This is a genomic window from Thalassotalea loyana (assembly GCF_030161435.1).
GTDB lineage: Bacteria > Pseudomonadota > Gammaproteobacteria > Enterobacterales > Alteromonadaceae > Thalassotalea_G > Thalassotalea_G loyana.
The window spans coordinates 378,154-404,131 of sequence record NZ_BSSV01000001.1; the positions used below are offsets into that span (position 1 = coordinate 378,154).

Annotated in this window: 17 protein-coding genes and 1 pseudogene; 8 read left to right on the forward strand and 10 right to left on the reverse strand. The window is 38.2% G+C overall.

Annotated features, from left to right (window positions below; genetic code table 11):
- Window positions 1–30: 30 nt before the first annotated feature.
- From QQK05_RS01710 to QQK05_RS01720, 3 genes are read right to left on the reverse strand one after another with little or no spacing between them, the layout of a single operon-like run.
- Window positions 31–336 (reverse strand): DUF3240 family protein, encoded by a 306-nt coding sequence (locus QQK05_RS01710; RefSeq protein ID WP_284295642.1) that lies wholly within the window; start codon window positions 334–336, stop codon window positions 31–33.
- A complete protein-coding gene (locus tag QQK05_RS01715; RefSeq protein ID WP_284295643.1) occupies window positions 329–3,397 on the reverse strand; it encodes an efflux RND transporter permease subunit in 3,069 nt (1,022 codons plus the stop codon). The genes QQK05_RS01710 and QQK05_RS01715 overlap by 8 nt, the downstream gene beginning before the upstream one ends.
- A 3-nt stretch (window positions 3,398–3,400) precedes the next feature.
- Window positions 3,401–4,432, reverse strand: a complete 1,032-nt coding sequence (locus QQK05_RS01720) for a hypothetical protein (protein WP_284295644.1) — start codon at window positions 4,430–4,432, stop codon at window positions 3,401–3,403.
- Between the two features lie 154 nt (window positions 4,433–4,586).
- On the opposite strand from QQK05_RS01720, the gene QQK05_RS01725 reads away from it, so the two are divergent.
- Window positions 4,587–5,099, forward strand: coding sequence for a helix-turn-helix transcriptional regulator (locus QQK05_RS01725; protein WP_284295645.1), 513 nt, complete (start codon window positions 4,587–4,589; stop codon window positions 5,097–5,099).
- A 70-nt stretch (window positions 5,100–5,169) separates the two neighbouring features.
- On the opposite strand, the gene QQK05_RS01730 is transcribed toward QQK05_RS01725, so the two are convergent.
- Window positions 5,170–5,430 (reverse strand): hypothetical protein, encoded by a 261-nt coding sequence (locus tag QQK05_RS01730; RefSeq protein ID WP_284295646.1) that lies wholly within the window; start codon window positions 5,428–5,430, stop codon window positions 5,170–5,172.
- Between the two features lie 140 nt (window positions 5,431–5,570).
- On the opposite strand from QQK05_RS01730, the gene QQK05_RS01735 reads away from it, so the two are divergent.
- Window positions 5,571–6,140 carry a hypothetical protein gene (locus QQK05_RS01735; protein ID WP_284295647.1) on the forward strand — a complete coding sequence of 190 codons (570 nt, stop codon included), beginning with the start codon at window positions 5,571–5,573 and terminating at the stop codon, window positions 6,138–6,140.
- A gap of 52 nt (window positions 6,141–6,192) precedes the next feature.
- Here the strand turns inward: QQK05_RS01735 and QQK05_RS01740 are convergent, their stop codons facing one another.
- From QQK05_RS01740 to QQK05_RS01755, 4 genes are read right to left on the reverse strand one after another with little or no spacing between them, the layout of a single operon-like run.
- The gene (locus tag QQK05_RS01740) at window positions 6,193–6,669 is read right to left on the reverse strand and encodes a hypothetical protein (protein ID WP_284295648.1); all 477 of its coding nucleotides are present in this window, start codon (window positions 6,667–6,669) and stop codon (window positions 6,193–6,195) included.
- Window positions 6,666–8,735: a site-specific integrase gene (locus tag QQK05_RS01745; RefSeq protein ID WP_284295649.1), complete on the reverse strand. Its 2,070-nt coding sequence runs from the start codon at window positions 8,733–8,735 to the stop codon at window positions 6,666–6,668. The genes QQK05_RS01740 and QQK05_RS01745 overlap by 4 nt, the downstream gene beginning before the upstream one ends.
- Before the next feature lie 10 nt (window positions 8,736–8,745).
- Window positions 8,746–11,508 carry a hypothetical protein gene (locus QQK05_RS01750; protein WP_284295650.1) on the reverse strand — a complete coding sequence of 921 codons (2,763 nt, stop codon included), beginning with the start codon at window positions 11,506–11,508 and terminating at the stop codon, window positions 8,746–8,748.
- Window positions 11,508–12,944, reverse strand: coding sequence for a site-specific integrase (locus QQK05_RS01755; protein ID WP_284295651.1), 1,437 nt, complete (start codon window positions 12,942–12,944; stop codon window positions 11,508–11,510). Before QQK05_RS01755 ends, QQK05_RS01750 begins: the two co-directional genes overlap by 1 nt.
- A gap of 415 nt (window positions 12,945–13,359) precedes the next feature.
- On the opposite strand from QQK05_RS01755, the pseudogene QQK05_RS01760 reads away from it, so the two are divergent.
- Window positions 13,360–13,521 (forward strand): annotated as a pseudogene (locus QQK05_RS01760) (PhoH family protein); the annotation flags it as partial.
- A 214-nt stretch (window positions 13,522–13,735) separates the two neighbouring features.
- Window positions 13,736–14,851 carry a hypothetical protein gene (locus QQK05_RS01765; protein WP_284295652.1) on the forward strand — a complete coding sequence of 372 codons (1,116 nt, stop codon included), beginning with the start codon at window positions 13,736–13,738 and terminating at the stop codon, window positions 14,849–14,851.
- Window positions 14,852–15,310: 459 nt separating this feature from the next.
- On the opposite strand, the gene QQK05_RS01770 is transcribed toward QQK05_RS01765, so the two are convergent.
- Entirely contained in the window at window positions 15,311–16,099 is a 789-nt protein-coding gene (locus QQK05_RS01770) for a tetratricopeptide repeat protein (protein ID WP_284295654.1), read from the reverse strand.
- Window positions 16,100–16,267: 168 nt separating this feature from the next.
- Here QQK05_RS01770 and QQK05_RS01775 point away from each other — a divergent pair, with 168 nt between their 5' ends.
- Window positions 16,268–19,531: a response regulator gene (locus QQK05_RS01775; RefSeq protein WP_284295655.1), complete on the forward strand. Its 3,264-nt coding sequence runs from the start codon at window positions 16,268–16,270 to the stop codon at window positions 19,529–19,531.
- Here the strand turns inward: QQK05_RS01775 and QQK05_RS01780 are convergent.
- Window positions 19,506–20,546, reverse strand: coding sequence for a hypothetical protein (locus tag QQK05_RS01780; RefSeq protein ID WP_284295656.1), 1,041 nt, complete (start codon window positions 20,544–20,546; stop codon window positions 19,506–19,508). The genes QQK05_RS01775 and QQK05_RS01780 overlap by 26 nt on opposite strands.
- 188 nt (window positions 20,547–20,734) lie before the next feature.
- Between QQK05_RS01780 and QQK05_RS01785 the strand changes: the two genes are divergently transcribed.
- The 3 genes from QQK05_RS01785 to fadB all read left to right on the forward strand — a co-directional run bounded on the left by QQK05_RS01785 (window position 20,735) and on the right by fadB (window position 25,972).
- On the forward strand, window positions 20,735–22,513 hold the full coding sequence (locus tag QQK05_RS01785) for an acyl-CoA dehydrogenase C-terminal domain-containing protein (RefSeq protein ID WP_284295657.1): 1,779 nt from the start codon (window positions 20,735–20,737) through the stop codon (window positions 22,511–22,513).
- A 203-nt stretch (window positions 22,514–22,716) separates the two neighbouring features.
- Window positions 22,717–23,562 (forward strand): DUF2059 domain-containing protein, encoded by an 846-nt coding sequence (locus QQK05_RS01790; RefSeq protein ID WP_284295658.1) that lies wholly within the window; start codon window positions 22,717–22,719, stop codon window positions 23,560–23,562.
- Between the two features lie 247 nt (window positions 23,563–23,809).
- On the forward strand, window positions 23,810–25,972 hold the full coding sequence (gene fadB / locus QQK05_RS01795; RefSeq protein WP_284295659.1) for a fatty acid oxidation complex subunit alpha FadB: 2,163 nt from the start codon (window positions 23,810–23,812) through the stop codon (window positions 25,970–25,972).
- Window positions 25,973–25,978 lie beyond the last annotated feature (6 nt).

Here is a 25,978-nt window from a genome sequence, read left to right on the forward strand (position 1 = left end):
ACATTTCTCCTTTTCTAGAGATTTTGTAATTCATAAATGACCCGTTTCGATGATTGGTGTTGCCCAATATCTAATTTTTATGGTTGCGAATAGTGAACTTAGTTCTTCTTTAAGCTGTTCTAATTCACTTTGCTCAATCACCACTTCAAACTTCAGCATATCTTTGTACCCTCTAACCTGTTCCTCTAAGCTAAAAGCACTATGTTTCTGGCTATACCCCATGATAGGGAAAATATTAAAACCTGATGCTATATCACTCAGCATTAACTGGTCGATAACATCATCCTTGTGTTTCTTAGGGGTGATGAAAGTAAATACTAATGATGAACTAAACATTGCGCTGCTCCAAAAAACGATACCAGATTGGCAATAAATAGAGGGTTGTTGCTGTTGAAGTCATTAAGCCTCCGATAACGACGATAGCAAGCGGTTTTTGTATCTCAGCGCCCGGTCCTGTGGCAAAAGCCAGTGGCATTAGGCCGAACATTGCAGTGGTTGCGGTCATGAGTATAGGGCGCAGTCTTCTTCGGGAGCCATCTACTACACGTTCAGTGATATTAGATATGGTGGTTTTACTCTGTTCGAAGTAGCTAACCATGACAATGCCATTGAGCACTGCAACACCTAGTAATGCGATAAAGCCAATTGATGCAGGAATTGACAAATATTGTTCAGATATAAGTAATGCGAAAACACCTCCCATTAAAGCAAATGGGATGTTACAAAGAATTAAGTTTGCTAGGGATACAGATCTAAAAGTCGTAAACAAAATCACAAAAATTAAGATAAGAGCTAAAGGGACAACGATTATTAGGTTTTTCATTGCTCGCTGCTGATTTTCGAACTCGCCACCAAAAGTTATGTAGTAACCGCTAGGAAGCGACAACTCAGTGTTTACTTTGGCTCGTAGCTCTTCAACAAAACTAACAACATCTCTGTTTTCTACATTGGTTGTGATTGAGACAAACCTTTTACCTCGCTCCCTTTCGATCAGTAAAGGCTCTTGTTCCAGAGTTATGTTAGCAACAGTCTCCAATGATAAAATGGTATTATCAGGCATTAAAATAGATACTTGCTTCAACTCATTTATGGAACTAATTTGACTGGCTCTGTCTTTTGACGAAGCGCCGAAAACAATGGGAGTAAATTTATTAACGGTGACTAACTTAGATATTTGACTACCTTCAAGTTGGGGTTTGAGAAAATCAGTTAGTGCTTTAGTGGTTAAACCAAATTGACGAGCAATTTCTTGCTTTAAAGAAATTCGAATGTATTTTCCACCTTCTATCAATGCAGCCTGTACGTCTTGACTGCCCCTAACTTCGCTGACTAACCGCTTCATTTTTTCAGCGAGAACCGCTAACTCTTGGACTTTATCACCAAAAACTTTTATTGATACATCGCCTGTAGATCCCGTCAACATTTCCGTTACACGCATTTGAATAGGTTGGGTAAAGTTTGTATTCATACCGGGATATTTTGATAAAACGTTGCGTATATCTTCGATAAGCTGTTGCTTGGTTTCAAAACGCCACTCACTTTGAGGCTTTAATTCCATAAATATATCTGTTTCATTTAGACTCATTGGGTCGAGTCCAAGCTCATCTGAACCAGTTCTTGCAACAATTTGAAGTATTTCAGGCACTTGTTGTAGTAGCGCTTTTTCAACTTGAGTATCAATATTTAAAGAAGATTGCAGGGTAATAGATGGTGACTTTTCTAGCTGAACAATGATGTCTCCTTCATCCAACGTTGGCATAAAGCTTTTGCCTAAGCCTGCAAAAGCAAAAATGCTTAAAATCAAGAGTCCAAAGGCTATCAATGACGCTGATTTGGGTGAATGAATAGCGCTGAATAGCGACTTTTTGTACTTATTTTGTAATGACTTGATGAAACTAGGTTCACTTGACTCTTTTGATTTGAGTATCATTGAAGCTAGTACAGGGATAAAAGTAAACGCAAAAATTAGCGCAGATAACATCGCAAAAACAATCGTCAGTGCAACAGGCGAAAACAGTTTTCCCTCTAGTCCTGTTAGCGTTAGAAGGGGTGAAAAAACAATAATGACAATTAATGTTCCCGACACCGTTGGCACAGAGACTTCTTTACATGCCCTATAAATAACATGTAGCTTTGGAAGTTTGCTGTTTTCTGACAGCCTATTTACAGTATTTTCAACTACAACAACGGATGCATCGACAAGCATACCAATTGCTATAACTAAGCCCCCTAAACTCATCAAGTTTGCTGATATCGAAAAGTAGCTCATTAATAAAAAAGTAGTCAGCGCTGCTATCGGTAAAGATATAGAGACAATCAATGCCGCTCTGAGATTACCAAGGAACAATGCAAGTAATATGACAACGAGCACGACAGCTTGAATTAATGCATTGGTGATGGTTTCAATAGCGGTACTAATTAAATTAGATCTATCATAAAAGACATTGATTGTCGTACCATTAGGTAGCGAGCGCTCTAACTCTTCAAGCTTTTCTTTGACCATATTCACTACTTGGTCAGTATTACTATTTTTTAGGGCGATAACTAAACCTTGTACAGCCTCTTTACCATTATGTGTCACTGCACCATAGCGTGTTAGATTTCCTTCGTTAATTGTTGCAATATCAGCTAATCGGACAATACCTTGTTGGCTATTTTTCACTATCAACTGACGAATCTCGTCAATTTTTTCAAATTGCCCTTGTGTTCGTACAACAATATTGTCGTTTCCTTTGTTTATTCGGCCAATTCCACCATTCAAATTGTTGTCTATAATTGCTTGTTCAATATCATTAAAAGAAACGTGCTTAGAGTGCATCTTTAAAGGAATTGGTGATATTTCATAAGTTTTTACATAGCCGCCTAAACTGTTTACGTCTGCAACACCTGCAACGGTTCGAAGAATCGGTCTGATCTGCCAGTCTAAAATGTTACGTCGCTGTTGTAGGCTTAAGTTTGGATTGTCTACTGTAAACATAAACATCTCACTTAATGGCGTACTCATAGGAGCTAGACCACCAGAAATGTTTTCAGGTAGCTCAGCCCAGATATTCATTAGTCTTTCATTGACTTGTTGCCTAGCCCAGTAAATATCTGTGCCTTCTTCAAAATCAAGTGTAATGTCCGTAATCGAGTACTTTGTCGTCGAGCGCAGGATCTCTTGGGATGGGATGCCAAGTAATTCAGTTTCGACGATTCGTGTGATTTGAGTTTCAATTTCCGAGGTTGTCATCCCCGGTGCTTTTAAAACGATTTTTACTTGTGTAGGTGAAATATCGGGAAAAGCGTCGATTGGCAAGTTATACCAAGCATTAATCCCAGCAGCAGTAACAAGAAGGCTTAAAATACAAATAAAAATTCGTTGGATGAGTGAGAATCTGACCACCGCACTTATCATGGTTTATTCTCCCAACCCTAAAAATAGACCTTGGGCAATGCTAACAAAGGAGGCAAGCACTTCAGCTTGCTCTGTTAGATTGTCAGACTGAACAATGTAGTTGTCATCCTCACGCCCAATAATAATGATCTCAACTAAGTTTATTTCTTGCCCATTTTTAACCGCAACATAACTGGTGTCATTGAGTTCGAACAATGACTGGTGAGGAACCTTAATACCTTCAATTGAAAGAATAGGTGTTAATAGCAGTTGCTGTCCGAGTTTAAGTTCACATGACGAACCGAGACTGCTCCAGACCGTTTGCTTGTGATTGATAACTTTTTCGTCAACAGTCTCTACTTTGAGTAAACAATTTTGTTCAGTTTTAAATGAAGTAACATTTTCTGCTTTTTTGGTTAATATTAAAGATTTGATAAAAACATTGTCTGAAGGAATTATTTCAAAAAGGTACGGAGACTGTTCATCTGCATACTCTAGTAGCCCATTAGAAGGGCTGATTAGAAATATATCGCCGTTATTATCTGTAGCTAGTTGTTGTAATACATGGTTTAGGTGTTCAAAATTTAATTTTGCTTCTAGATAGGTTTTGTTGATGTCTAGCCATTCCGCACTCTTTATCGTATTCGAATTTGCATAACTCTGAACAGATTCAAGATGTTTCTTGCTTTTCAAATATATTGATTTACTCGCATCTATTTCATCGAAGAAGTGATGTACTTCTGGCCCTTCTATTTTAGCGACCTTTTGTCCCTGATTTACCTTTGTTCCCGGATGGTATAAAAAGGAGATTTGTCGAGGAGTAAAAGGCAATTGAACTTTGAAACTAGATTTAGGTTTAAAAGCTACCTCTCCAAGCACTTGCTCTATCTCCATGCGATCAACTACCTGTACGGATTTGAACTCAGGTTTAAAACTCCCTAACTCTGAAATATGGATTGTAGAATTTGTGACTTGTTCAGCCTTAATTTGCATACTTAAAACCGCTAACAACATCAGCGCTGCTAATACGAATAATCGATATGTAGTTGCTATCATTTGTTACTGACTCTTGTTAGGCTAACCGCAATAGTTGCCTTGTTAGTTTGTAGTTGAGTTTATCCTACGAATAATGTGCGATTTTTTCGTTAGGCAAGTGCCGTAAAACCATGAGACATATGTCCTATAAATCCTTTAATCGGTTGATTTTTATATGAAAGATAAAGTGATAGCTGTACTTTTAGCTATAATAATGGTACTTAACTTTTTTGATGTCATCACCGATGTGTCATTAGGTGTTCCAACTTGGCACATTATTGAAGAGAGTATGATTGTTCTAGCTTCAGCGATTGGTTTCGTTTTTTTGGTGATAGAGATTTCAAATCGTACAAAGCATATTAACCACTTAAAGAGCGAACTAGATAAATCAGGCATACAGTTAAAAAATATTTCAGAAGAAATGAAGATCGCTCGTGCAAAATATAGTGAAGTTATAAACGAGCAGTTTAATCTGTGGGGGTTGACTAAAAGCGAACAGGAAGTTGCTATGCTGTTACTTAAAGGGCTTAGTTTTAGAGAAATTAGTGAAGTTAGAGATACCAAAGAAAAAACAGTTCGTCAGCAGGCTTCTAACATTTATGTCAAAGCTGACGTGGACGGACGGCATGAATTTGCAGCTTGGTTTTTAGAAGATTTCATGGAGCCTAACACAGCACTCGAATCTTGATTATACAATCTTTTGACGTAACAATTACTTTTAAGACTATAGCTAGTAAAAACTCATCACAATGAGCTTCTTAATCTGTTTTATAAGAAAACCAATTGTTTTGGAAAGCCATACTACCCCAAAGCGCATGTGCAAGGGCGATATCTATTTCTTGTACAGAACTATGTCTTGGTAGCAAAGACTTAGAGGTTGGAACATAACTGAACCCTAAGGCTGGTTTATTTGGCCGCAAGATTGTTGCACCTGCCCTTGTTAAATATGCGAAATTACTTGCATATTGCATCATTGCACGTTGATTAATATTCTCGTTGGTTAAATCTTGCCCTATCATTGGCTCTCGACGACCCGACTTTTCAAGAGAGCAAAGTTAAGGCTGTAGGAGATACCATAAGATCCCTAGCTCTATTTGTTGTTTTAGCAAAGTTTGCAAGCTCATACGCTCCATTCCTATACGAATTAAAAACGATCAAGGTGGTTGACGAAATTGCTCTCGGTATATATTTGCTAGTACAAACATTTATTATATCAGCGGTGTTAGCGGCAGTTGCATCTTTACAGCTTTTGCCTAAGGGATTGAAATTACACTCATTGATCTTCTATCATAATTTTCGGGTTAAGGCTCTTATAAACATTCCATTCTTTGTGTTGTTTTCAATTATGCTTGGAAAAATGTTTGACGGCAGTGACACGTTAGATTTTGAACTAGATGATGCAAGATTTCCCGTAGCACTAATAAGTTCGTTATTGATTGCTGGGATAACGATCAAATACATTTTTCTTCCAATAAAAGAATATTTTCAAAAATTTTATAGCCCTAAAGTTAGTTTTATAATGACTTGCATCTGTTTATTCGCTGCTTCAATAGCCAATACTTATGCTGGATTAGGACTTGCTGAAAAGCTAATAAATAAAGAAGAAGCGTGCAAAGCAATTTTTGATATGAATAAGCAAAAAGGGAATGTTCCAAATAACACAGACCGCAGTTGTTTTGTTGGAAAATGTATCGAGTCACTTGGGCAAAAAGAAGCTAGATCTCAATAATTATTTAGATTGCCCCAGTGTGTTGAAAATCTGGGGCAATAGATTCCATAATTTATTTCCTAGTGAAAGAAATAATCTCACCAGTTTCTCGATCCACATGCTCAACTTCCATTACAGCATCTGGATTGATATCAATTAACTGTTGCTGTAATGACTTGTTCTTAGTTATTAAGTTATCAGACATGCGATACATTTCAGTTAACTTTTCAATCCAAACTTTATTGTCTACAACTTCAGGCTCTTTATTCTGAAGTTCTTCTACTTTCTTTTTAGCATTCGCCAGTTGCCGAGTTAACTTTCTAATTTCGGCTTCTAGCTTTTCTATTTTTAGGTCTTTATCTCTAATTTCTTGTGCAGCTTTAATATCTCTCTGGAGCTGAATATGCCTAGAGGTTTTTTTATAAATATTTGAGTTACTTCGGCCAGCTTTTTGAGCAACTCTATTAGAGTTGATCTTCTCACTAGGATCAGCTTTTAACTCTTCAAGTGCTTTGTAGAAAAGCTCAATTGCGTCAACTTCTTCTGTCATTTAGTTTGCTCTTTTTTATCGTTCTGTTCGTTATGCTCAGCATTGCGGATTACATGATCGGCAGCATCAAAAGTATCTTGCCAGTTGATTGCTAATAGCTCATATCGCTTCTTTACTTCATCTGGGGCATCGCGTAACTTCTCAAGCTTTTTAGCTGCGCTATTTCGCATAGCTCTCCAATGAACCATTTGTCGCTCTACTACTGTATAACTGGCACAATATACGCAGCCTGAAGGTAAGCCTGCATTCTTAATTTTACAGGCTTCGCCGCCACTACAATAGCCGTGTATAAGTCCTCTAATACCTTTTAAGTTTTTCTGCAAAAATAGAACATATTCTTCCATATCTTTAAAGTGTATTTGATTAATTCGATCTGGTTCATCTGACTCAGAGCTAGTAATTCCAATAACTAGGTCTTTAGCTATTTTATTAAAGCGCTCACCGCCACCGCCGCCGAGGTTTCCCTTCATACTTTCTTCGGCGATTTCATTAGCAACTTTCTTCGTAAGCAGCTCTTCATGGTAATTCATAATTTCTAACATTTCGTCAACAGAGGCTATGCCTCTATTGCCATAAACCATAGTCATGCTTTTAGATAGGTGATTAAACTGATACTTAATGTCATCAAGTTCGCCGAGCCTATTAGCTATAATGAACCATGCAAATGTATGTCTGAACATATGAGCGGATATTCTAATTTGATCGCCAACAGAGTATGGCTTGCCTCTATCAGCACCTTTTAACGCTTTGTAATTACATTCAAGCTGTTCTAATTGAGCAATATCTAACTCAGTTAACGATATATTGAACATCTCATGGGGAGTGCCGTCAGTATTATCAAACTCAGCAAATCTACCATCCTCTGAAAAGCTAATGCTTTTCATTGAATGTGCTACTCCAAATAGTTTGTTTTCTTGTAAGCCAAGCTCTAAGTTATGAAGGTTTTCTGGTTTTATTTTCTCAGGATAGTACTGCTCTAAACATTCCCCACGCTTGCGCATATTGATGACAAAATTTTCAAGTATTTGAACAGCATTATATGTATCTTCATTCGCCACCCAGTCTAGTTCAACTGAGCTTCCATCCGTTTTTGTCATGGTTGACTGGATATAAAAAGTTCCGTCTTTTTCAAAAGCACAACCAATCTTACAAGACAGTGCTTCATCAATTCGCATACCAGTGAAGGTCAATATATAAACTAAGACCGAAATCTTCAGATCATTAAAACAGGCATACTTATCTTCAAAGTCTTTCTCAGTATCGCAAGCGTTAACTGCATTTCTGACTAATACTGAAACATCACTAACGGTTTTGATGAACTCAACTCTCTCCTCAAGGCGTGCTATTACTCGGTCATTAAAGTTTTTCCAATCTTCAATGTTGTCTTTTACTAGCTCAACGTTCTTGCTAGCTCGTTGAATAAGCACTTTTAGTACATTGGTTGGTATTACTGGGTGAGACAAAGTAGACAGTCTAGTTTTGTGATATTTATCTTTTATCGCTGCTAGGTGACCGTGAAATATGTCACAAATCACTTCACTCAATAAGCCAAATGAGTTCTGTTCATTGAAAAGCGTCGATAATTCTCGTTTGGGTAACGTTTGATCAGCTTTGAGTTCTTGGAATAGATATTTATGCAACGTATTGCTTATTATCAATTGAGGAGACTTGCTAAAGTGATGGAACGAAGTAAAGTTTTTCTTCATCAAGAATTTAGCTAGCTGATTTAGTATTGTAGTGTGACCTGAAACCGATGATGATTTATAACCAATACCGCCCTCTACATTCCCGTTAAATAGTTTTATTAATGCATATGCCTTAATTTGAAATGAAAACTCATTATCCTCTTCTAAGGTGACGATATTAGTTTGTTTACTGTTTTCCGCGTACCAAGTTCCACTACTAAACTTTATTTCTTTATAATGTTTCTTGTTAATAGCTTTTGTATGCCAAAGCACTGAGTTATTTATTTCCTCAATGTTATCCACATTGCTCAAAGAACGAATTTGAATTTCGGAACTAGGTAGAGGATCTGATATTGCTGTAATTATTTGATGGATGTTCATTATATACCTCTTAACCTGCCATTAGTTCCCAATCTTCGTGTATACCAAATTCTTTAAATAACCTTTTGCCATCGGCAGGTGCTGCTGGTGAAATTTCTGCAACTTTTTCCAGAATCTCATCTACTCGATTTGAAAGGATTTCAATGTTTTCTTTTTGCTGTTCTGCAAACTCAAACCCCGCTGTTGATGCCTTCATGCTATCAATAACAACAGCTTTATATGATAGGAGTCGCCAAATATGCTCAGCGTCAGCTACTAGTCGATAATAAGGACAGAATAAACACGCGTTAAAATCAGCACATAATGTTGTCTTAGAATCATTCTCCTTATGTAATTTGTAATTCTCTGCGTCATATACTTTTGCGGCATCACTATCATGTCCACTGACGCAACTGCCATTAGGTGTTTGACGACTATCCTCAGGTGTGTCTGTTAGGATGATAATATCGTCCGTTAATTCACGACCATGAAAGTAATCCCCCATGACTTTTGTTGCTTTAGTTAATGTTGCTGTTGATTTAGCTGTGTCATCTTTCAGATAATGCTGTAAGAAAACCTCAAATGAATGCTGACCAGCTTCTTTGTATTTTTTAAAGTTACTGAGAACTTTTCGATAAATATAATTAAGGCCGCCTTTTCTGATGCGCTGAACAGTATAACTAACTTGGCAGCCCTGTGCCTCTAATAGGTCATCAAGTGTTGTTAATATTGAAGCATCTAATGCTTTTGGAGTGTCATACTTATAAGATTGATATAGGAATATTCGGTTCTTAAATGGATGATCATCATTAAGAGCACTTCGAAATGGTTTACTATCATCATCGCGTATTTCTATTAAATCTTGAATTACAGGGCGAACTATATCGCCAGTTTCAATGCCTTCTTTTTCAATGTCTTCGGCTTTCAATCCGAATTTATGCCATTGCGTCGAATAGTTAGCTCTTCTTTTGAATAGCCTAATGGCAGGGGTTTTCTTACCACCAATAGGAGAATCAAAATAAAATATATCATCAATAGTTAACTCGAAAACAGGAGTCATATTCCAAGCTGTCTTTAGAAAAATTCTGCCTAGCTTTAGTGCTAGCTTTTGGAAATGTGTTAAATCTTTTTTGACTAAAAATGTTTTCTCAATATAAAATGCCAATTCAACCGCTTCTTCCAAAGTGTAGTAATTATTAGCTCTAGACTTCTCTTGATGGTGCATTCGTTTCAATTGTGAAACGGGATAAGATAAAGTTGTTTCGATTCCAAGTTTATCTAAAAGCCAATCGATAGCATTTTGCTGCATTTTCCCATAAGACAAATCAAGAACCGAAGTTTTGCACTTGTGCTGAATATGTTGCCTAAGAGATTTTAATACATCATGGTTACTTTCAGTTAACCCATATAAACCTCGATCAGCGAGTGATAGCTTTTGCTGTTCAGATAAACACTCGTCATTACTTTCAATCGCTATCAGGAATTGACTAAATACGGTCTTAACTGTGGTAATCTGTACTTGAAACGCATCTGTTCTATTTAAGCTTATATGATGTACTTTTTTGACATCTTCAAAAAGAGCTGGGTAATTATCTTTAATATACTTAAAGGACTGATATTGCCATTCACCATGTACTGACTCATGTGGATATCCCAACATATAATCCAAAAGCTCGTTGATGTTTACATTCCTATTAAATACATACGCTAATAGGTTGTTCAAAACAGATCTTAAATCGTTGACATTATGTTGTTCCTGAACTTCCTTAGATAACGTATCAAGGTAAAGTAACCATAATTCAGCTTCATTTTCGGTGAACGCAGCAGCTCCATTTTCATGTATAAGTTCAAGCTGCTCTTCAGACAAATAGTTTTTAAATGCATGCATGAACCTAATAAATCGCATTACACGTGATAGTGCTTTTTTTGCAGTTGAGTTTGCTAAGAATGCGTCAAGCTCTCTTCGTAATTTTTCTGAAATTGTATCTACAAATTCAAAAGCTTCTTCTTTATCTAAAAGCAGTGTGGTTGTTCGGCTTCCGTGAACTTCTGGTGCTAGATAACGAAGCATATGCTTAAACTGATCTTTCTTCTGCTTATTGCTAACTGAGGATAAAATCAGGTCACAAAGCTCTTTTGATGAAAGAATCTCTGAAACATTAAACTTCTTTTCAAGAACCGCTTTTACTTTGGGTAAATCAAAGCCTGAATCTAAACAAAATAGAAACCCTGTAATATTTTTGATAATAGATTGCAGGTCTTGTTTTCCACCTTCCTCACATTTTTGCTGAAGATACTGAACCATATAGGTTTTAATCTCAGAAATGTTTTCCAATGGATATCTGTAGACTATAGAACAGTCAGTAGTTCTGTAGCTTTGGCAAAGCTTGGACGGTATAACAATTTCATGGGGGGCAACAAGGTGTTCATTATTAAAGTGTTGCTTTAGAAGACCTAACAAGGATAGGTGAAATTTTCCATTAACAGTTGATAAATTACCTTCTAGCTTTGCTAATATCCCACAACGCTCAAAGCGTTGCCAATATTCTATGCTTGAGAATGCATCAAACCCTTTATGTTGAAACTTTATTAAGTCTTCATCATTTAATCTGCCCAGTATAGGTTCCAAGTATCCGTATAAACATGATGCTTGTTGATGAATAGTTTTATATGTTTGTATGTAATAGTCTTTTGGTTCAGGAGCTTTTGACTTACTTACTAAATCAGCTATTTGCTTTTCTAAAATAGGAGAAAATAAGCCAAATCGTTGACTAAACGTTGATCTCGCTGCCATTACACTTCCTCCTGCTTTGCTTCATCAGGAAGAGCGTCCATTAACTCATCAACACGCGAATACATATCCTTAACCCACATATGCATCGCACCATGCTCATTCTCATCTAACATGGTTTTGGCTAAATCTAAATACAACTCACTAGTAGTAAAGTCTTCATGGCTAAAGACTTTCATCAAAACGGCTTTAACTCTTTCTTCAGATTCGCCATTAATTATCATTGAGGCCGCTAGATATGTACCATATGTTGCTCTCAAATCATGGTAATCACGCTCTAGCTTAGGTAATCCTTTATCTTCTTGTTCTAGGCGAATATGCCCAATGCTGCCAGAAGCGGCTTCTTCTCGCATTCTTTCGCCTTTTCTATTGATGAATAAGGGGAGAGGCTCAGTCATCCCATATTTAGTCTCAAACTTTATTCTACGTTTTCTCCATGTTTTAGTTAGCGTGTATTTGTAAAGCTGCTCCATTAGGTTAGGGCTTATTAGTATTTTCGAGGGCTTATGGCCTTTTCTGATAATGTTTACGTAGTAAAACTTAGAATAATCATCTTCTTTTGGGTCTTTAATATCTGCGTGATTGATAGCCACAACTTCGAATGAGCGAAAGCCACCTTGATATGCACATTTCAAAAATAAGTTGTAAGTGGGTTTCTTCGAAAAGTCTGTTGAAATCAAACTAACTAATTCTTCAGGTGAATAGGGCTGAAGTTCTCTTGGGGCACTATCTTTGGGTATGACACTCTTAGGGATACCAAGGTTGCTTACCCAGTTCATAACTCCTTTGCCTTGTTGATATCCAGTAGGCAAACCGAATAAATCAAAATCTCCATCCTTCTTAGGAACCTTGATTTTTTTAAACTCCATAGAAAAAGGCAACGATGAAATCACACTACGTTTATAAGACCAAAGATAAAAATGCTTAACAGTGTCTAGTCTACGTTTAGCTGTTTTGTACCTAAGCTTTCCTGCTTTTACTAATTTGGTTAAATGTTTTTGATATTGCCATATAGGTAGGGAAGCAACTTGCTCTTCAACACTATCGCTTGGAAGCGGTGCTGCTATTACTTCTTCGTACACTCTATTGTTCTGGACAAGCCAGATAAGGAAAGCTTGGAGATCTTTAGCTATTGGCTCCATTGATTTGTGAGAAAGGTGTTCTCCACTCAATGTAGAGTAATATGCTTTGGAAAAAGCCGGACTTTGATTTTTGACTTTTGAGTTTGGTTTAGTGGAGTAAATACCTAATCTTCTATGAATTAGAAATAGATTCATCTCTAAGCACTCTTTGATTCTGCTCTCACAAAATAAAAGAGGGAACTGCGGATCTATAATATCTTCAGCGTACTTAACTTCTCTTAATTCACTTTTATCATCACTATTAAAATGAGCTTGGCTCCCTAAATTAAACTCACTATATTTTATTGAAACGGTCATTTGCTATATCTCTATTTTCAAAAGATGGTAACAAACTTTATCTTCCATTTCAATAATGGGGTGTTAGAAATGTTTTGTAACTCATTGTTATTATACATATTTGTATAATATTCTTGTGTTGTAAATCTGAGTAGTGCTCATTGTGTATTGATGTTATTGTCACGTGTTAACGGTAAGTTGTTTATATTGATTGTATTAACCACTATTGAAAGTTGTATGTTTTAGATCTGAACAGTGTTATTTGTTAAATCAGATTGTATACTTACTTTTTAATAAACTTGATACTGTACAACTGATATAAGGGATGGTTCTTACTAATAGAACTAGCCTATTGCTACGATCACTTACCTAATGAGTGACATTAAATTAGTACTTATCAATAATGGGGTGTTGGTTAGTATTTTATAATGGGGTGTCTGGTAATTTAGCACAAATCGACAGTAACTACCTGACAGCTGTAACTTCAGGTTTAACCTATATTGTTGAGCGCTTTAAGGATTTTCCTGGCAGTAGCACGGTTAACTTAAATGGCGTTGTTCGAAGCCGCTTAGCGTCATTTGCTGAGGAAAATTTATAGATATGATTAATAGACGGCAAAGCACATACTGCAATTGAGTGCTTTAAGACATTATGCGACGGAAGTTTCAAAGGGAAGAGCGACAGGGATAGTTGCGATTCTTTTTAACGAAATATATTCATTTTTTATGTAATAATACTGTTTTCTTTACAATTTCTTACATGATGTAATGGCATAAGTTTTTTATGCGTTAATGAATTTTAATGGATTTTTTATGAAGTACATATTCTATGTCTCAATACTGATCTTTTCATCTTTATCGTTTGCTTTTTCGTTTGGCAGTAAACAAGAGGTGCAGGCGTATGCATGCGAAAACTGTAATGAGACAGATGCAAGAAACATTGCTTTAGCTAATGCGCCAGATAACAACTGTGATATTTTTCGTAATGGTAGCGCTGCAAACTATTGTGAGCCAATCTCTAAACAAATTTTAGTACCCGTTCACACAACTAAAGAAACTTTCAAGTTTATTGTTACAACACAAATAAACTCTCAAAATCGGCCAAATGTTACTGCAAGCTTATTGCCAATGACATCGAGTCAATCTGCGATTATGCATCAATACCTAACGTTCAATGATGAACTGATGATTGCTATTAGCGAGGCAAATATAAGTAGTAGTGAACTATTCCCTAAACCAGACTTTATTATGAGTAAAAGCGCGCAAGGAACAGGTGGTAATGATAGTGCTTGTGAAAGTCACCCGACTGCATTATTTTCTAATCCTGAAAACAAACGTGCAATTAGAAAAGAACTAGGCGATAAAATAAGCGACGCTTTCAATGGTGAAACCGTAGTTGATTTGACACATGAAAGGTTGGTCAATGGCGGTGGGCTGTCGCTAGGTCAAGGTTCCGGTAGCATAAATATCAGCTTTACATATATTAATAGAAAATTAATAGTTTTCAGAGGCGATGATTTTGATAATAGACTAGCTTTTAATGTTCATTTGGGTAGCGACCCACTTCGTGATAATCAAGCCTTATTTAATTTAGAGTTAAATAAGGGGTGGACAAAAATCGATGGCTTTAAATATGGTGAACTATTTGGCGGTGGTGATGTAGATTTATCGGGAGTATTGGTTTCAAATTGCTTAATCGACTTTCTAACAAAGGAAGGTGAGAGTGATAGTGAACAGCCCTCTACAGGAGGAGGTTCAGGTACTTTATCGGATCCCTTTTATGGCCTGGATTCGCTAAACAACAATAATCCTTTGAATTTCTGCAAGTATGACAAAATTGTCAAAACATGTTCTACGACGGAAAGTGGTAGCACTCAATGTACTTCATCCAGATTAACTTGGATAAATAAATGTGGTTTAGCAAATTAGACAACATATTTTTTTTATGAATGTTAGCCCGGCAGAATCATCTATGTTAATTGAAAATTAACATCATTATTTAAATAAGTGTTTTGGTATACTGGTGAAAATGGAACAAGCTAGTTAAATGGCGTTGTTCGAAGCCGCTTAGCGTCATTTGCTGAGGAAAATTTATAGATAAAATTGTTTAAACGATAAAATCGAATACAGCAATCGTATTAATTAACTTTAACGATTGATTGGTTTGGTTAATGATAAAGGTGTCTACAACAAAACGAGGAACATGTTATGCGCTTTATTAAACAACTAATTTTAGGCCGTAAAATTCAAAAAGTGACAGTTAAATCTAAAGACTGTAACTACAGCAATAATTATTACGGTGATCGTATCTGTGTTAAATCGAAATAATGTTAACCAGCTTTGGCCGAGTGGTTCAATATTCAGTTCAAAGCTGGTTTATTTCAATGGTTAATAGCCTAGAACAAATGGAAAATCAGAAAGAAGGCTGTCAACACTATTCGTTAAATAACAACCAGGGCGCTTAGTACAGCGAGTTGTCGGTAAACGTGAGCCCAACGATGTCTCTTTACCTCTATAAGCAATTAAATTTTCCGTTAGAAATACTTCCAATGGCTGAGCCGTAATTGTAATTGTCTCAATGTGATTTTCAGGCCAAGCCAAGTGTCCATCACTACTTAATACAAGAGGCGATAATGATATTTGAGCGCTAAGTAAGGGTAATTGCGTTAGTGATAAAGATTGCTTTGCGTTAATTAAGTCAATTACGGCAGGCATGTCTTGATGCTTATTTAGGTAAGCTTTTTGCAAATATGTGTCCGCTTTTGAAAGATTTTGAATGCCAAAAGAGTCACTTAAGTAGGCGATACCCAATAAAAAGTCTGCATTTTGATACCCTTTTCGCGCAGCTTTAGTTAAGAAGTGAATTCCTTTATCAATATCTCGTAGTTCTGTTTCTTGAAGCAATAATAAACCCGCTTTGTAACTGGCAGATATGCTGCCTGCTTTAGATGCTTTTTTTAAGTATCTGAGGCCCTTTTCAAGATCAGGTGATGTGCCAAAACCTTGTTGATAAAATTGACCAAGTGTACTAATCGCTTCTGGGTGTCCTCGAGACGCAGCAGCTTTGTATTGATTGAATAGCGTTATACATTGTTCTGATTGACAATTGTTAATTGTCATCGCGTCAACCTTGATTGATAGAAGTGCAAATAAACTTAGTATGAGAAATTTCTTCATTTTGGTTCCCTTAAAATTAAGACATTCGATTAAAACCTAGTTAAGCAAGTTTAATGTGTCAAATTGGTATCGCATTAATCAGCAAATTGAGAAAATGGCTAATAGCGCGCAGTTTAAATGGGATGTAGTTTGGTGGTATATTTGTCGTTCAATGTAATGGGTTGATCAATGACAGTGGCAAAACAAGATAACAAAACACGCTTATTTAGACGTTACAACCGATTGGTGTTTACGATTTTTATTCTCGTTGCATTGCTAGCCGTTGTTATCTCGATATCTCGATACTACTCCGCAGTAGAAGAACACCAAGTTCGTCGATTCAGCCAGTTCACCAGTAATACCGAATTACTCAATCAACGTTTGCTGCTGGGTATTAGCACGATTGATAATTTGTCTAGCCTTGCCCAGTATCATCTGAAAAATCACGCATTAACGCTGTCACCATTGCCTCGATTGGTTGATGATGAAGATGGCTTTTTCCTCGACATTGTTCATTTTGACGATAAAACACTGATTAATAATTTGACGGGTAGGGGCAGTGTCAGAAATTTATCTGAACCTATTCTTAATGAAATTAAGATGACCCAGCAAATTAGCCCCGCGTTTGCCAGTGCCGTAAATATTATCCCTGAAGCCTCTTGGTTGTATTATTTATCTAATCGAGAGTTTGTCAGTATTTACCCATGGGTAGATAAAGAACAATGGCGGTTTAATCCCATTATTTTAGAGACTGAACAATATACCGCGTTAAAGCAGCTCACACAGGATGAGCTCTATTGGTCAAAGCCTTACATGGACACGGCAGGAACAGGTGCCAGCTTTTCATTGGGGAAAGGTGTTTATAACCAATCACGTTTTATGGGAGCGTTAGTTTTAGATTTTAATCTGACGAAGTTTTCGAGTTATTTGGCAAAAAATCCAATTGAGAATGCCAATGTCGTTGTTGTTAATGACGAACAAAAACTCATGATTTCATATCCAACAGAGAATACTCAGGGCCAAAAGTTACTTGGTTGGCATGACATTGTCCCACAAGAGTTACGTGAGTTGACACTTCCCGAAATCAGCAAGCTGGGACCTTATTTTAAGTATAAAGGTTGGTGGGTTGAGGTGATTGAAATCTCGGCGAATGGCTGGTGGATTATTCAATATCAACCATATCCTCACTTCATTGACCCTATTGTAAGAGACAGTATTACCAGCTTCATTTGGAGTATTGGGACGTTATTTGTTGTTGTGTTAGTTATTTACTTTTTGACATTAGGTAGCTTCATCAGGCCAACAAAGAGCTTTATACAGCACATTGAGAACTCGGCTAAAGGCGACCCAGGCAAAGAAAAGCCTCCGTTGGGCTGGCACTATTGGTATCAACTCGTGGAAAATATCTTCGGTCAAAACCGAAGCTTAATGCAGCAACTCAAAGACCAAAACTCAGAGCTCGATCAGAGGGTTGAAGAGCAAACTAGTGCCCTGAGAGCTAAAAGTGAGCAGCACCAGCGCGACTTTGCTCAATTAAGTTCAATCGTAAACGCTATACCTGAGCTGATTATTTTCACTGATCCTAAAGGGTTAATTATTGGTGTGAATCGAGCATTTAAGCAATTTGCTGGTGTAGAAGATGATACATTTCTCGGTGATAGAGCTTCTACTATGCTTCCAAAAGCTATCGCAGAGGTGTTGGAGCATTTTGTTCATTTGACGAAACAAGGTAATAACAACCCTCTCAATATCAGAAATGTAGAGGTTAAAGAAAAACACTTCGACATATATTGTGGTTATGTATTTGGTGATGAAAAAGCCATTTTAGGTAGTGTATTTATCATTCGTGATGTTACCAAGCAGTTCGCCTCTGAAATTGCTTTAATGAAAGCAAAAGAGCATGCAGAAGAGGCTAACCAGGCTAAAAGTCAGTTCTTGGCTAATATGAGTCATGAGATTCGTACGCCAATTAACGCGATTGATGGCATGATGTCAGTGCTTGAGAACACTTCATTAACCCCGTTGCAATTGCAATATATTACTACAGCGCAATCCGCTTCAACTTCATTATTACGACTAGTCGATGAGCTGCTCGATTTAGCTAAAGTTGAGTCCGGTAATATGCAACTTTATTACGGCAGTTACTCATTAGATAGAATTATTGAACAAGCGGTGCAATTTAATCTGAGTAAAGCGAAACAAAAAGGCATCGATTTTGTTATTGAGCTTTCACCAAGCTTACCTGCAATCGTTCGAACGGATGAAGGTCGCTTAGTTCAAGTGCTTAATAATATTCTAAACAATGCCGTTAAATTTACTCATCAAGGCCATATAAAATTATACGTAAACACATATTTGAAAGAGCCTCATCAATCAAAAACTAAAGTTAAATTTGCGATTTCAGATACGGGGATTGGTATTAAATCAGAAGCTCAGAAAGATTTGTTCAATGCCTTTACTCAAGTTGATGAATCAATGACTCGTGAATACGGTGGAACCGGGTTAGGTTTAGCAATCTGTCAACAAATCATTGGTTTGATGGGCGGTAATATCGAAATCCAATCTACATTGGGCAAGGGGAGTGAATTTAGCTTCGAATTAACCTTTGAGGACGTGTCTCATCACTCACCACTAAATAACCAGATTGAATTAGTGAGCATTGCTACGCAAATCAGTGACAATGCAATTGAAAGTATTAACCACTTGGGTGTGCAAGTACAACAGCTAGCAACGCTCGACGATATTGGCTTGTTTGAAAAAGACGTTGTATTGGTTCTTGATACTGAAGAAGCACCAAATGAAAAATTATTTGAAGCGTTACTCGAATATAGTCGAGAACACCAAGATAGTTGGCAGCATGTAAAAGCAATAGGTGTTGTACTGCCCGCTAATCAATCTCAGATTATCGCGACAGAACGACAAGTGATGTCGCTTAACTTACCTTATACTTTTATTGAGCAGCCGATCTATCGCTCAACCTTATTGTCTTTATGTAAATTGGGTATTCAGCATCAAAAAGCGATCATCCGAAAAGACGCTGTTAAACAGCCGATACTAGACCAAGAACTTCATGACAAATCTGTTTTATTAGTTGAAGATAACTTGGTTAATCAGATGGTCGCTAAACAGTTACTCGCTGCGATGGGGATCAATGTGGTGATCGCTGAAAATGGCCAAGAAGCTATTGAGTTTGTGAAAAAGCAGCATTTTGACTTAGTGTTAATGGACATTCAAATGCCAGTGATGGATGGCTTAACCGCAACCAAGCAGATAAGAGCGATGAATGGCTATGAGCAGCTACCGATCATTGCAATGACGGCTCATGCTCGTGAAGAAGACAGACAAAATAGTTTTCAGGCGGGTATGAACATGCACATTGCTAAACCTGTTACGGCAAAAATTCTAAAGCAGGGTATGCTTGAAGTGCTTAATTTGGATCCTCAGGTGAGCTAGTTAATGCACTAGTTTCTTGACTCATAGCAACGTCATCGGCAGCCGGTTGAGCATGAAATTCTTCAACAGTATATAGTCCTGCATTGATCGCTTGCTCAGAGCTCACCGCTATTTTTCCTAGTGGATACATCGCTGGCCCGGTGGGTTCGCCAAGAACATAGGTAATTCCGTTGTGACGAATTGTTTTATCTCCCGCTTCAATTGGAGCATTAATCCCCATTAATGCATGACCGTCGATAAATACCATAATCATTTCAATGCGAGGCATTAAGCTACGAAGTAATGCAGACGTTAGCGTTACTTTTGAATCACAATCCCCTTGGTTTTGATACAACAATTGCATCGGAGGAACAAAGCCTGCGCCAGCCGACGTTTGTCTAGATGCCAATGGCGAGTAGGGAATCGATTGAATAAAGTTAAGTGTGTAATCGGTGACTAAACGAATATTTCTAAGTTCAACGGTTTCCAAAATAATGGGACGAAGCGCTTTTAGCAGTGGAACAGACTGGTTTGCAATTTTTACATGATCAGGTTTTATACCGCGCTTGCCATCAAACCGCGTAAAAATGTGATAAAAACGGTCTGCTAAATATTGATTTTGCACATCCTTTGACAGCTTTGTAAGCTGATTGTTCGCTTGCGCTAATGCTTCCTCATCTCTCGAGGACAAATTCAAACTCATGCCGCCTTGCTCTCGAGAAATCGATAAATTGACACCCGGGATTGGTTCGTCTCGCCACGCTTTCAGCGTTTTTTTAATGATTGAGTTTTGGGCTGACTCGGGGTTGTAGGCACGAAAATTTCTAAAAGGTTTGAAAAAGCTCTCGCTACGTTCGACAAAGCTTAAGGCTTGTTGTTGCTTTTGTAGGTCTTGCCACGAAAAGCTAAGCGAAATCATGTCATCTGTGTGTTTTTTACTAAAATTAAGTTGTTCTGCATGACTCTCCTGCGGCAATACAGTGATCGCGCAACATATTGCGAGGGTAGATAAAATAAACGAAGGTTTTTTGAACATAAACACCTTAGTTGTCGACACAGAATTTGGTTTAAACACGTTAAATTAAAGCAGTTTAGCTAACTACTCATTTTATGATAGTACGTTTTCGTCGCATTGATTGCCACATATTGCTTTACATTTTCAAACAATTGTTTATATTTAAACAAGTGTTTAAATCGTATGTTTAATTAATTTAGGAGCCCCTCATGGCAGACTATCAAGCCCCATTGAAGGACATGAGCTTTTTACTTCACGATGTGTTTGATGTAACGAACTTGTGGCAATCACTTCCACACTTGGCCGATCATGTTGATCCAGAAACGGCTGATGCAATATTGCAAGAGTGTGCAAAAATTGCGGAACAGGAAGTCGCCCCACTTTCACAACCAGGCCATGAAACTGGTGTTAAATTTGATAACGGTACTGTGACTACTGCACCGGGATATAAAGAAGCATTCCAAACCTACGCTGAAGGCGGTTGGACAGGCTTAGGTGGTGATGTTGAATATGGTGGCATGGGTATGCCAAAAATGATCACGGCTTTACACGAAGAAATGCTATGTTCCGCTGACATCTCATTCTCGTTATACCCTGGCTTAACTGCTGGCGCTGGCTTATCAATCGTAAAGCACGCAAGTGAAGAGCTAAAACAGCGTTACTTGACCCGCATGTATGCGGGTGAATGGGCCGGTTCAATGTGTTTGACCGAGTCTCATTCTGGTACTGACCTTGGTATGATTCGCACGAAAGCCGTACCGCAAGACGATGGCTCTTATAAAATCACAGGTGAGAAAATTTTTATCACGGGTGGTGAACACGACCTCACCGAAAATATCGTACATCTAGTTTTAGCAAAATTGCCAGATGCTCCGGCAGGCCCGCGTGGTATATCATTATTCCTTGTACCAAAGGTACTCGTGAATGACGATGAAACACTTGGTGAACCGAACAATGTTAGATGTGGTTCAATTGAACACAAAATGGGTATCAATGCTTCGGCAACTTGTGTGATGAACTTTGATGATGCGACGGGTTACTTAGTTGGCGAGTTAAATAAAGGACTCGCATGCATGTTCACTATGATGAACTTTGAGCGTATTGGTGTTGGTATCCAAGGTATTGGTGCAGCAGAGCGTTCATACCAAAATGCCTTAGAATACGCGAAAGACCGTCTACAAGGTCGTGCATTATCAGGTGCTAAGTCGCCAGAAAAGCCAGCCGACTCAATTATGGTGCATGGCGATGTGCGCCGCATGTTATTAAACATGAAAGCATCGAATGAAGGATCTCGTGCCTTATCGACTTACATTTCAATGAAACTCGATATTGCAACCTATGGTGAAGGTGAAGAAAAAGCTAAAGCAGACGCTTTAGTTGCGTTAATGACACCCATTGCTAAAGCATTCTTTACCGATTTAGGTTTCGAAAGCACGGTTGCTGGACAGCAAGTATTTGGTGGTCATGGTTTCATTCGTGAGTGGGGTCAAGAGCAGTTAGTACGAGACTGTCGTATTGCGCAAATTTATGAAGGGACGAACGGTATCCAAGCGATGGACTTATTAGCGCGTAAAGTTGCGGGTTCTAAAGGTGAAATGTTCACCGTCTTTGCTGAAGAAGTTCAAGCCTATATTGCAAAAACGACAGCAGATAATATGCAAGAATTCATTGCGCCATTGGCTAAAGCACTTGCTGAATTAGAAACACTAACAAAGGATGTGTTAACCAAAGCAGCAAGCAATCCTGAAGAGCTTGGTACATCAGCAAACGACTACTTACACGTATTCGGTTACACTGCAATGGCATACGTGTGGGCGTTAATGGCAGAGAAATCACTTGAAAAAGTAGACCAAGATGAGTTCTATGTAGCGAAAGTGAAAACAGCGCGCTACTACTTCAAGCGTTTATTACCAAGAACACAGTCATTAATTGCAGCAATCAATGCTGGTAGCGATGTGTTATTCGATATTGAAGATGAATTGTTTTAATCAGTAATGCTTTAAATCAAATTAAAAGCTCGCTAGGTTGCGAGCTTTTTTGTATCCAGACTATAATAAACTTGATTGGCAATCATAGCACTGTGTTAAGTTGCCAATGTTAAATGCAGGGAAGCATAAAGTTGAAACGGAGTTTGCCTAATTGGCGCATTCATAGCATCCCTGCTAATTCAAAGCTTTTATTAGGGATTACTATGAAAAAATTCACTTCATTCCTTGGTGGTACGCTTATCGCCGTGTCTTCATTGTTAACATTTAACCTTCATGCAGAATCAGCAAGTGATGGTCAGATTTATCAACTTCTTGATAAGTCAGGTACAACACGCATGATAGAAGGGCTACCTCTACAGATGCAAGCTATGGGGCAGCAAATTGGGTTAACGGCAAAAGATCCAAAAGAACATCAAGATTTTATGTCACTTTTTGTCGGTACAATTAACACCGACCAAATGATGCAGCAAATGCTTGATAGTGTTAAAAGTAATATGAGCTCAGATGACATTCAGGGTGTTTTAGATTGGCTAAATAGTGATGTTGGAGAGCGTATTGTCAGTGCCGAATTGAAGTCAGCTGAACCTGAATTTCAGCAAGCATTAATGCTATATATTGCGGAGTTACAAACCTCTCCTCCATCAAATGAACGCAAACAAGTGATTATGGATTTTGTTGAAAAATCAAACATGGTTGATCAAGGCATGAACATGGTTGCCAATATGATGAAGAATATGTTTGCTGCGGTAAAGGCGAAAGAGCCTGATAATAAAGAACTTGCTGCAAATTTGGATAACCAATTAGCGTTTATGGTCGACAGCATGCGTCCAGCATTTGAGCAACAAATGGTGTTAACGTCATATTATTTATATCAAGACATTAGCAACGAAGATATTGCCAAATACTCTCAATTTTTTGAGCAACCAACAGGCCAGAAGTATTTGACCGTTATGTATGAAGCTCTCTCGGATACAATGTCTACATGGGGAACGAGTATGATTACAGAATTGATGGCTCAGCATGACAAGTTAGAAGCAAATGCAGAGTAATTACTTCAAAAACTGTTGATAGAATTATGATGAGAAAAGGCTCCAAAATCATTGGGGCCTTTATTTTTTTAATCGTTATCGATTAACGACTTTAGCTAATTTCAGCTTACATTTATACGCCCAATTTAAACAGGTGTTTAAAAAATTTGATTTTCGAAGTTATTCAAGGCACACTCAAGCAGCTATTATTACATCAATAACAAATATTTTGTTCAGAAAGCACCTTTAAGGTGAAGGAGAGGAAGGCATGTTATTTCAAGGCAAAAGCCTTACTGCCGAGCTACTTGCTGACGGTATTGTTGAAATGCAATTCAACGCCGAAGGTTCAGTAAATAAGTTCGACCAGGCAACATTTGAAGAGTTCGTCGCAGTTATCGACGCGATTAAAAACTGTAACGAAGCTAAAGGTGTATTAGTTACATCGGGTAAGTCAACATTCATCGTTGGTGCTGACATTACTGAATTCTTAGAGACATTCAAGCGCCCAGAAGAAGAGTTAGTTCCTTGGGTTAAAAACGCTTCAGACATTTTTGACGCATTTGAAGATTTAGAAATGCCAACAATCGCTGCAGTTAATGGTTTTGCATTGGGCGGTGGTTGTGAAATGATTTTATCATGTGACTTCCGTATTGCAGACACCACGGCATCAGTTGGCTTACCAGAAGTTAAATTAGGCTTAATGCCAGGCTTTGGCGGCACGGTTCGTTTACCTCGCCTTATCGGTGCGGACAACGCAGTTGAGTGGATGTCTACTGGTAAGCCTCATAAGCCAGAGCAAGCACTAAAAGTTGGTGTATTAGATTCTGTTGTTGCACCAGAAATGCTTAAAGAAGGTGCTATCTCAATTCTTAAGCAAGCAATTGACGGCAAATTAGACTGGCGTGCAAAACGTCAACCTAAACTTGAAGCATTAAAGCTTAGCCCAACTGAAAAAGTGATGACCTTCAATACGTGTAAAGGCATGATCGCGGCTAAAGCGGGTAAACACTACCCAGCGCCTATGGTGATGGTGAGCTCAATTGAAGCGGCATGTGATTTAGACCGTGCTGGCGCAATGGCTATCGAAAACCAAGGTTTTGCAAAGCTTGCAAAAACTGATGCGGCAACAGCGCAAATCGGTTTATTCCTGTCTGATCAAGTGATCAAAGGTAAAGCGAAGAAAGCGGGCAAGATTGCGACTAAAGCAATTAATAAAGCAGCGGTTTTAGGTGCTGGCATCATGGGTGGCGGAATCGCTTACCAATCTGCATACAAAGGCACGCCTATCGTGATGAAAGACATCGCAGATAGCGCATTAGATTTAGGTTTAACAACGGCAGCTGGCTTATTAACTAAGCAAGTAGAACGTGGTCGTATGAAGCCAGCTAAAATGGCAGGCGTATTAAATGCGATTACACCAACGTTAAGCTACGACAACGTAAAAGATGTTGACGTTGTTGTTGAAGCGGTAGTTGAAAACCCGAAGGTTAAAGGTATCGTTTTAGCTGAAGTAGAGGGTATTGTTGCAGAAGACGCTATCGTTACTTCAAACACATCAACTATCTCAATCGATTTATTGGCTGAGAGTGTTAAACGTAAAGACAAGTTCTGTGGTATGCACTTCTTCAACCCTGTGCACAAAATGCCATTGGTAGAAGTTATTCGCGGTAAAGAAACATCTGACGAAACGGTTGCTGCTGTTGTTGCATACGCAGCGAAAATGGGTAAATCACCTATCGTTGTTAACGACTGCCCAGGTTTCTACGTAAACCGTGTGTTATTCCCATACTTTGCTGGCTTTAGTCACCTAGTTAAAGAAGGTGCTGACTTTACTGCTGTTGATAAAGTGATGGAAAAACAATACGGCTGGCCAATGGGCCCTGCTTACTTACTTGACGTAGTAGGCATCGACACAGCTGATCACTGTACAGGCGTTATGTCTGCGGGCTTCCCAACTCGCATGCAGAAGATCGACGGTGACCCAGTTAGCAAAATGTACGCAAACGAACGTTTTGGTCAAAAGAACGGTAAAGGTTTCTATGACTACGGTACTGACAAGCGTGGTAAGCCAACAAAAGTTCCTTCAGAAACAGCTTACGAATTAATTGGTAACGCACAGCATGCGGATTTCTCTGCAGATGAAATCATCGCTCGTCTAATGATCCCTATGGTGAACGAAGTCGTTCGCTGTTTAGAAGAAGGTATCGTTGATACAGCAGCTGAAGCTGATATGGGCTTAATTTACGGCTTAGGTTTCCCTCCGTTCCGCGGTGGTCCAATTCGTTACTTAGAAACTGTTGGTATTGCTAATTTCATTGAAATGGCAGACAAGTACGCTCACTTAGGTGAGATTTACCAAGTAACAGACGGTATGCGTGAAATGGCTGCATCAGGTAAGTCATACTTCACAACAGACGTTAAAACAGCTTAAGCCGAG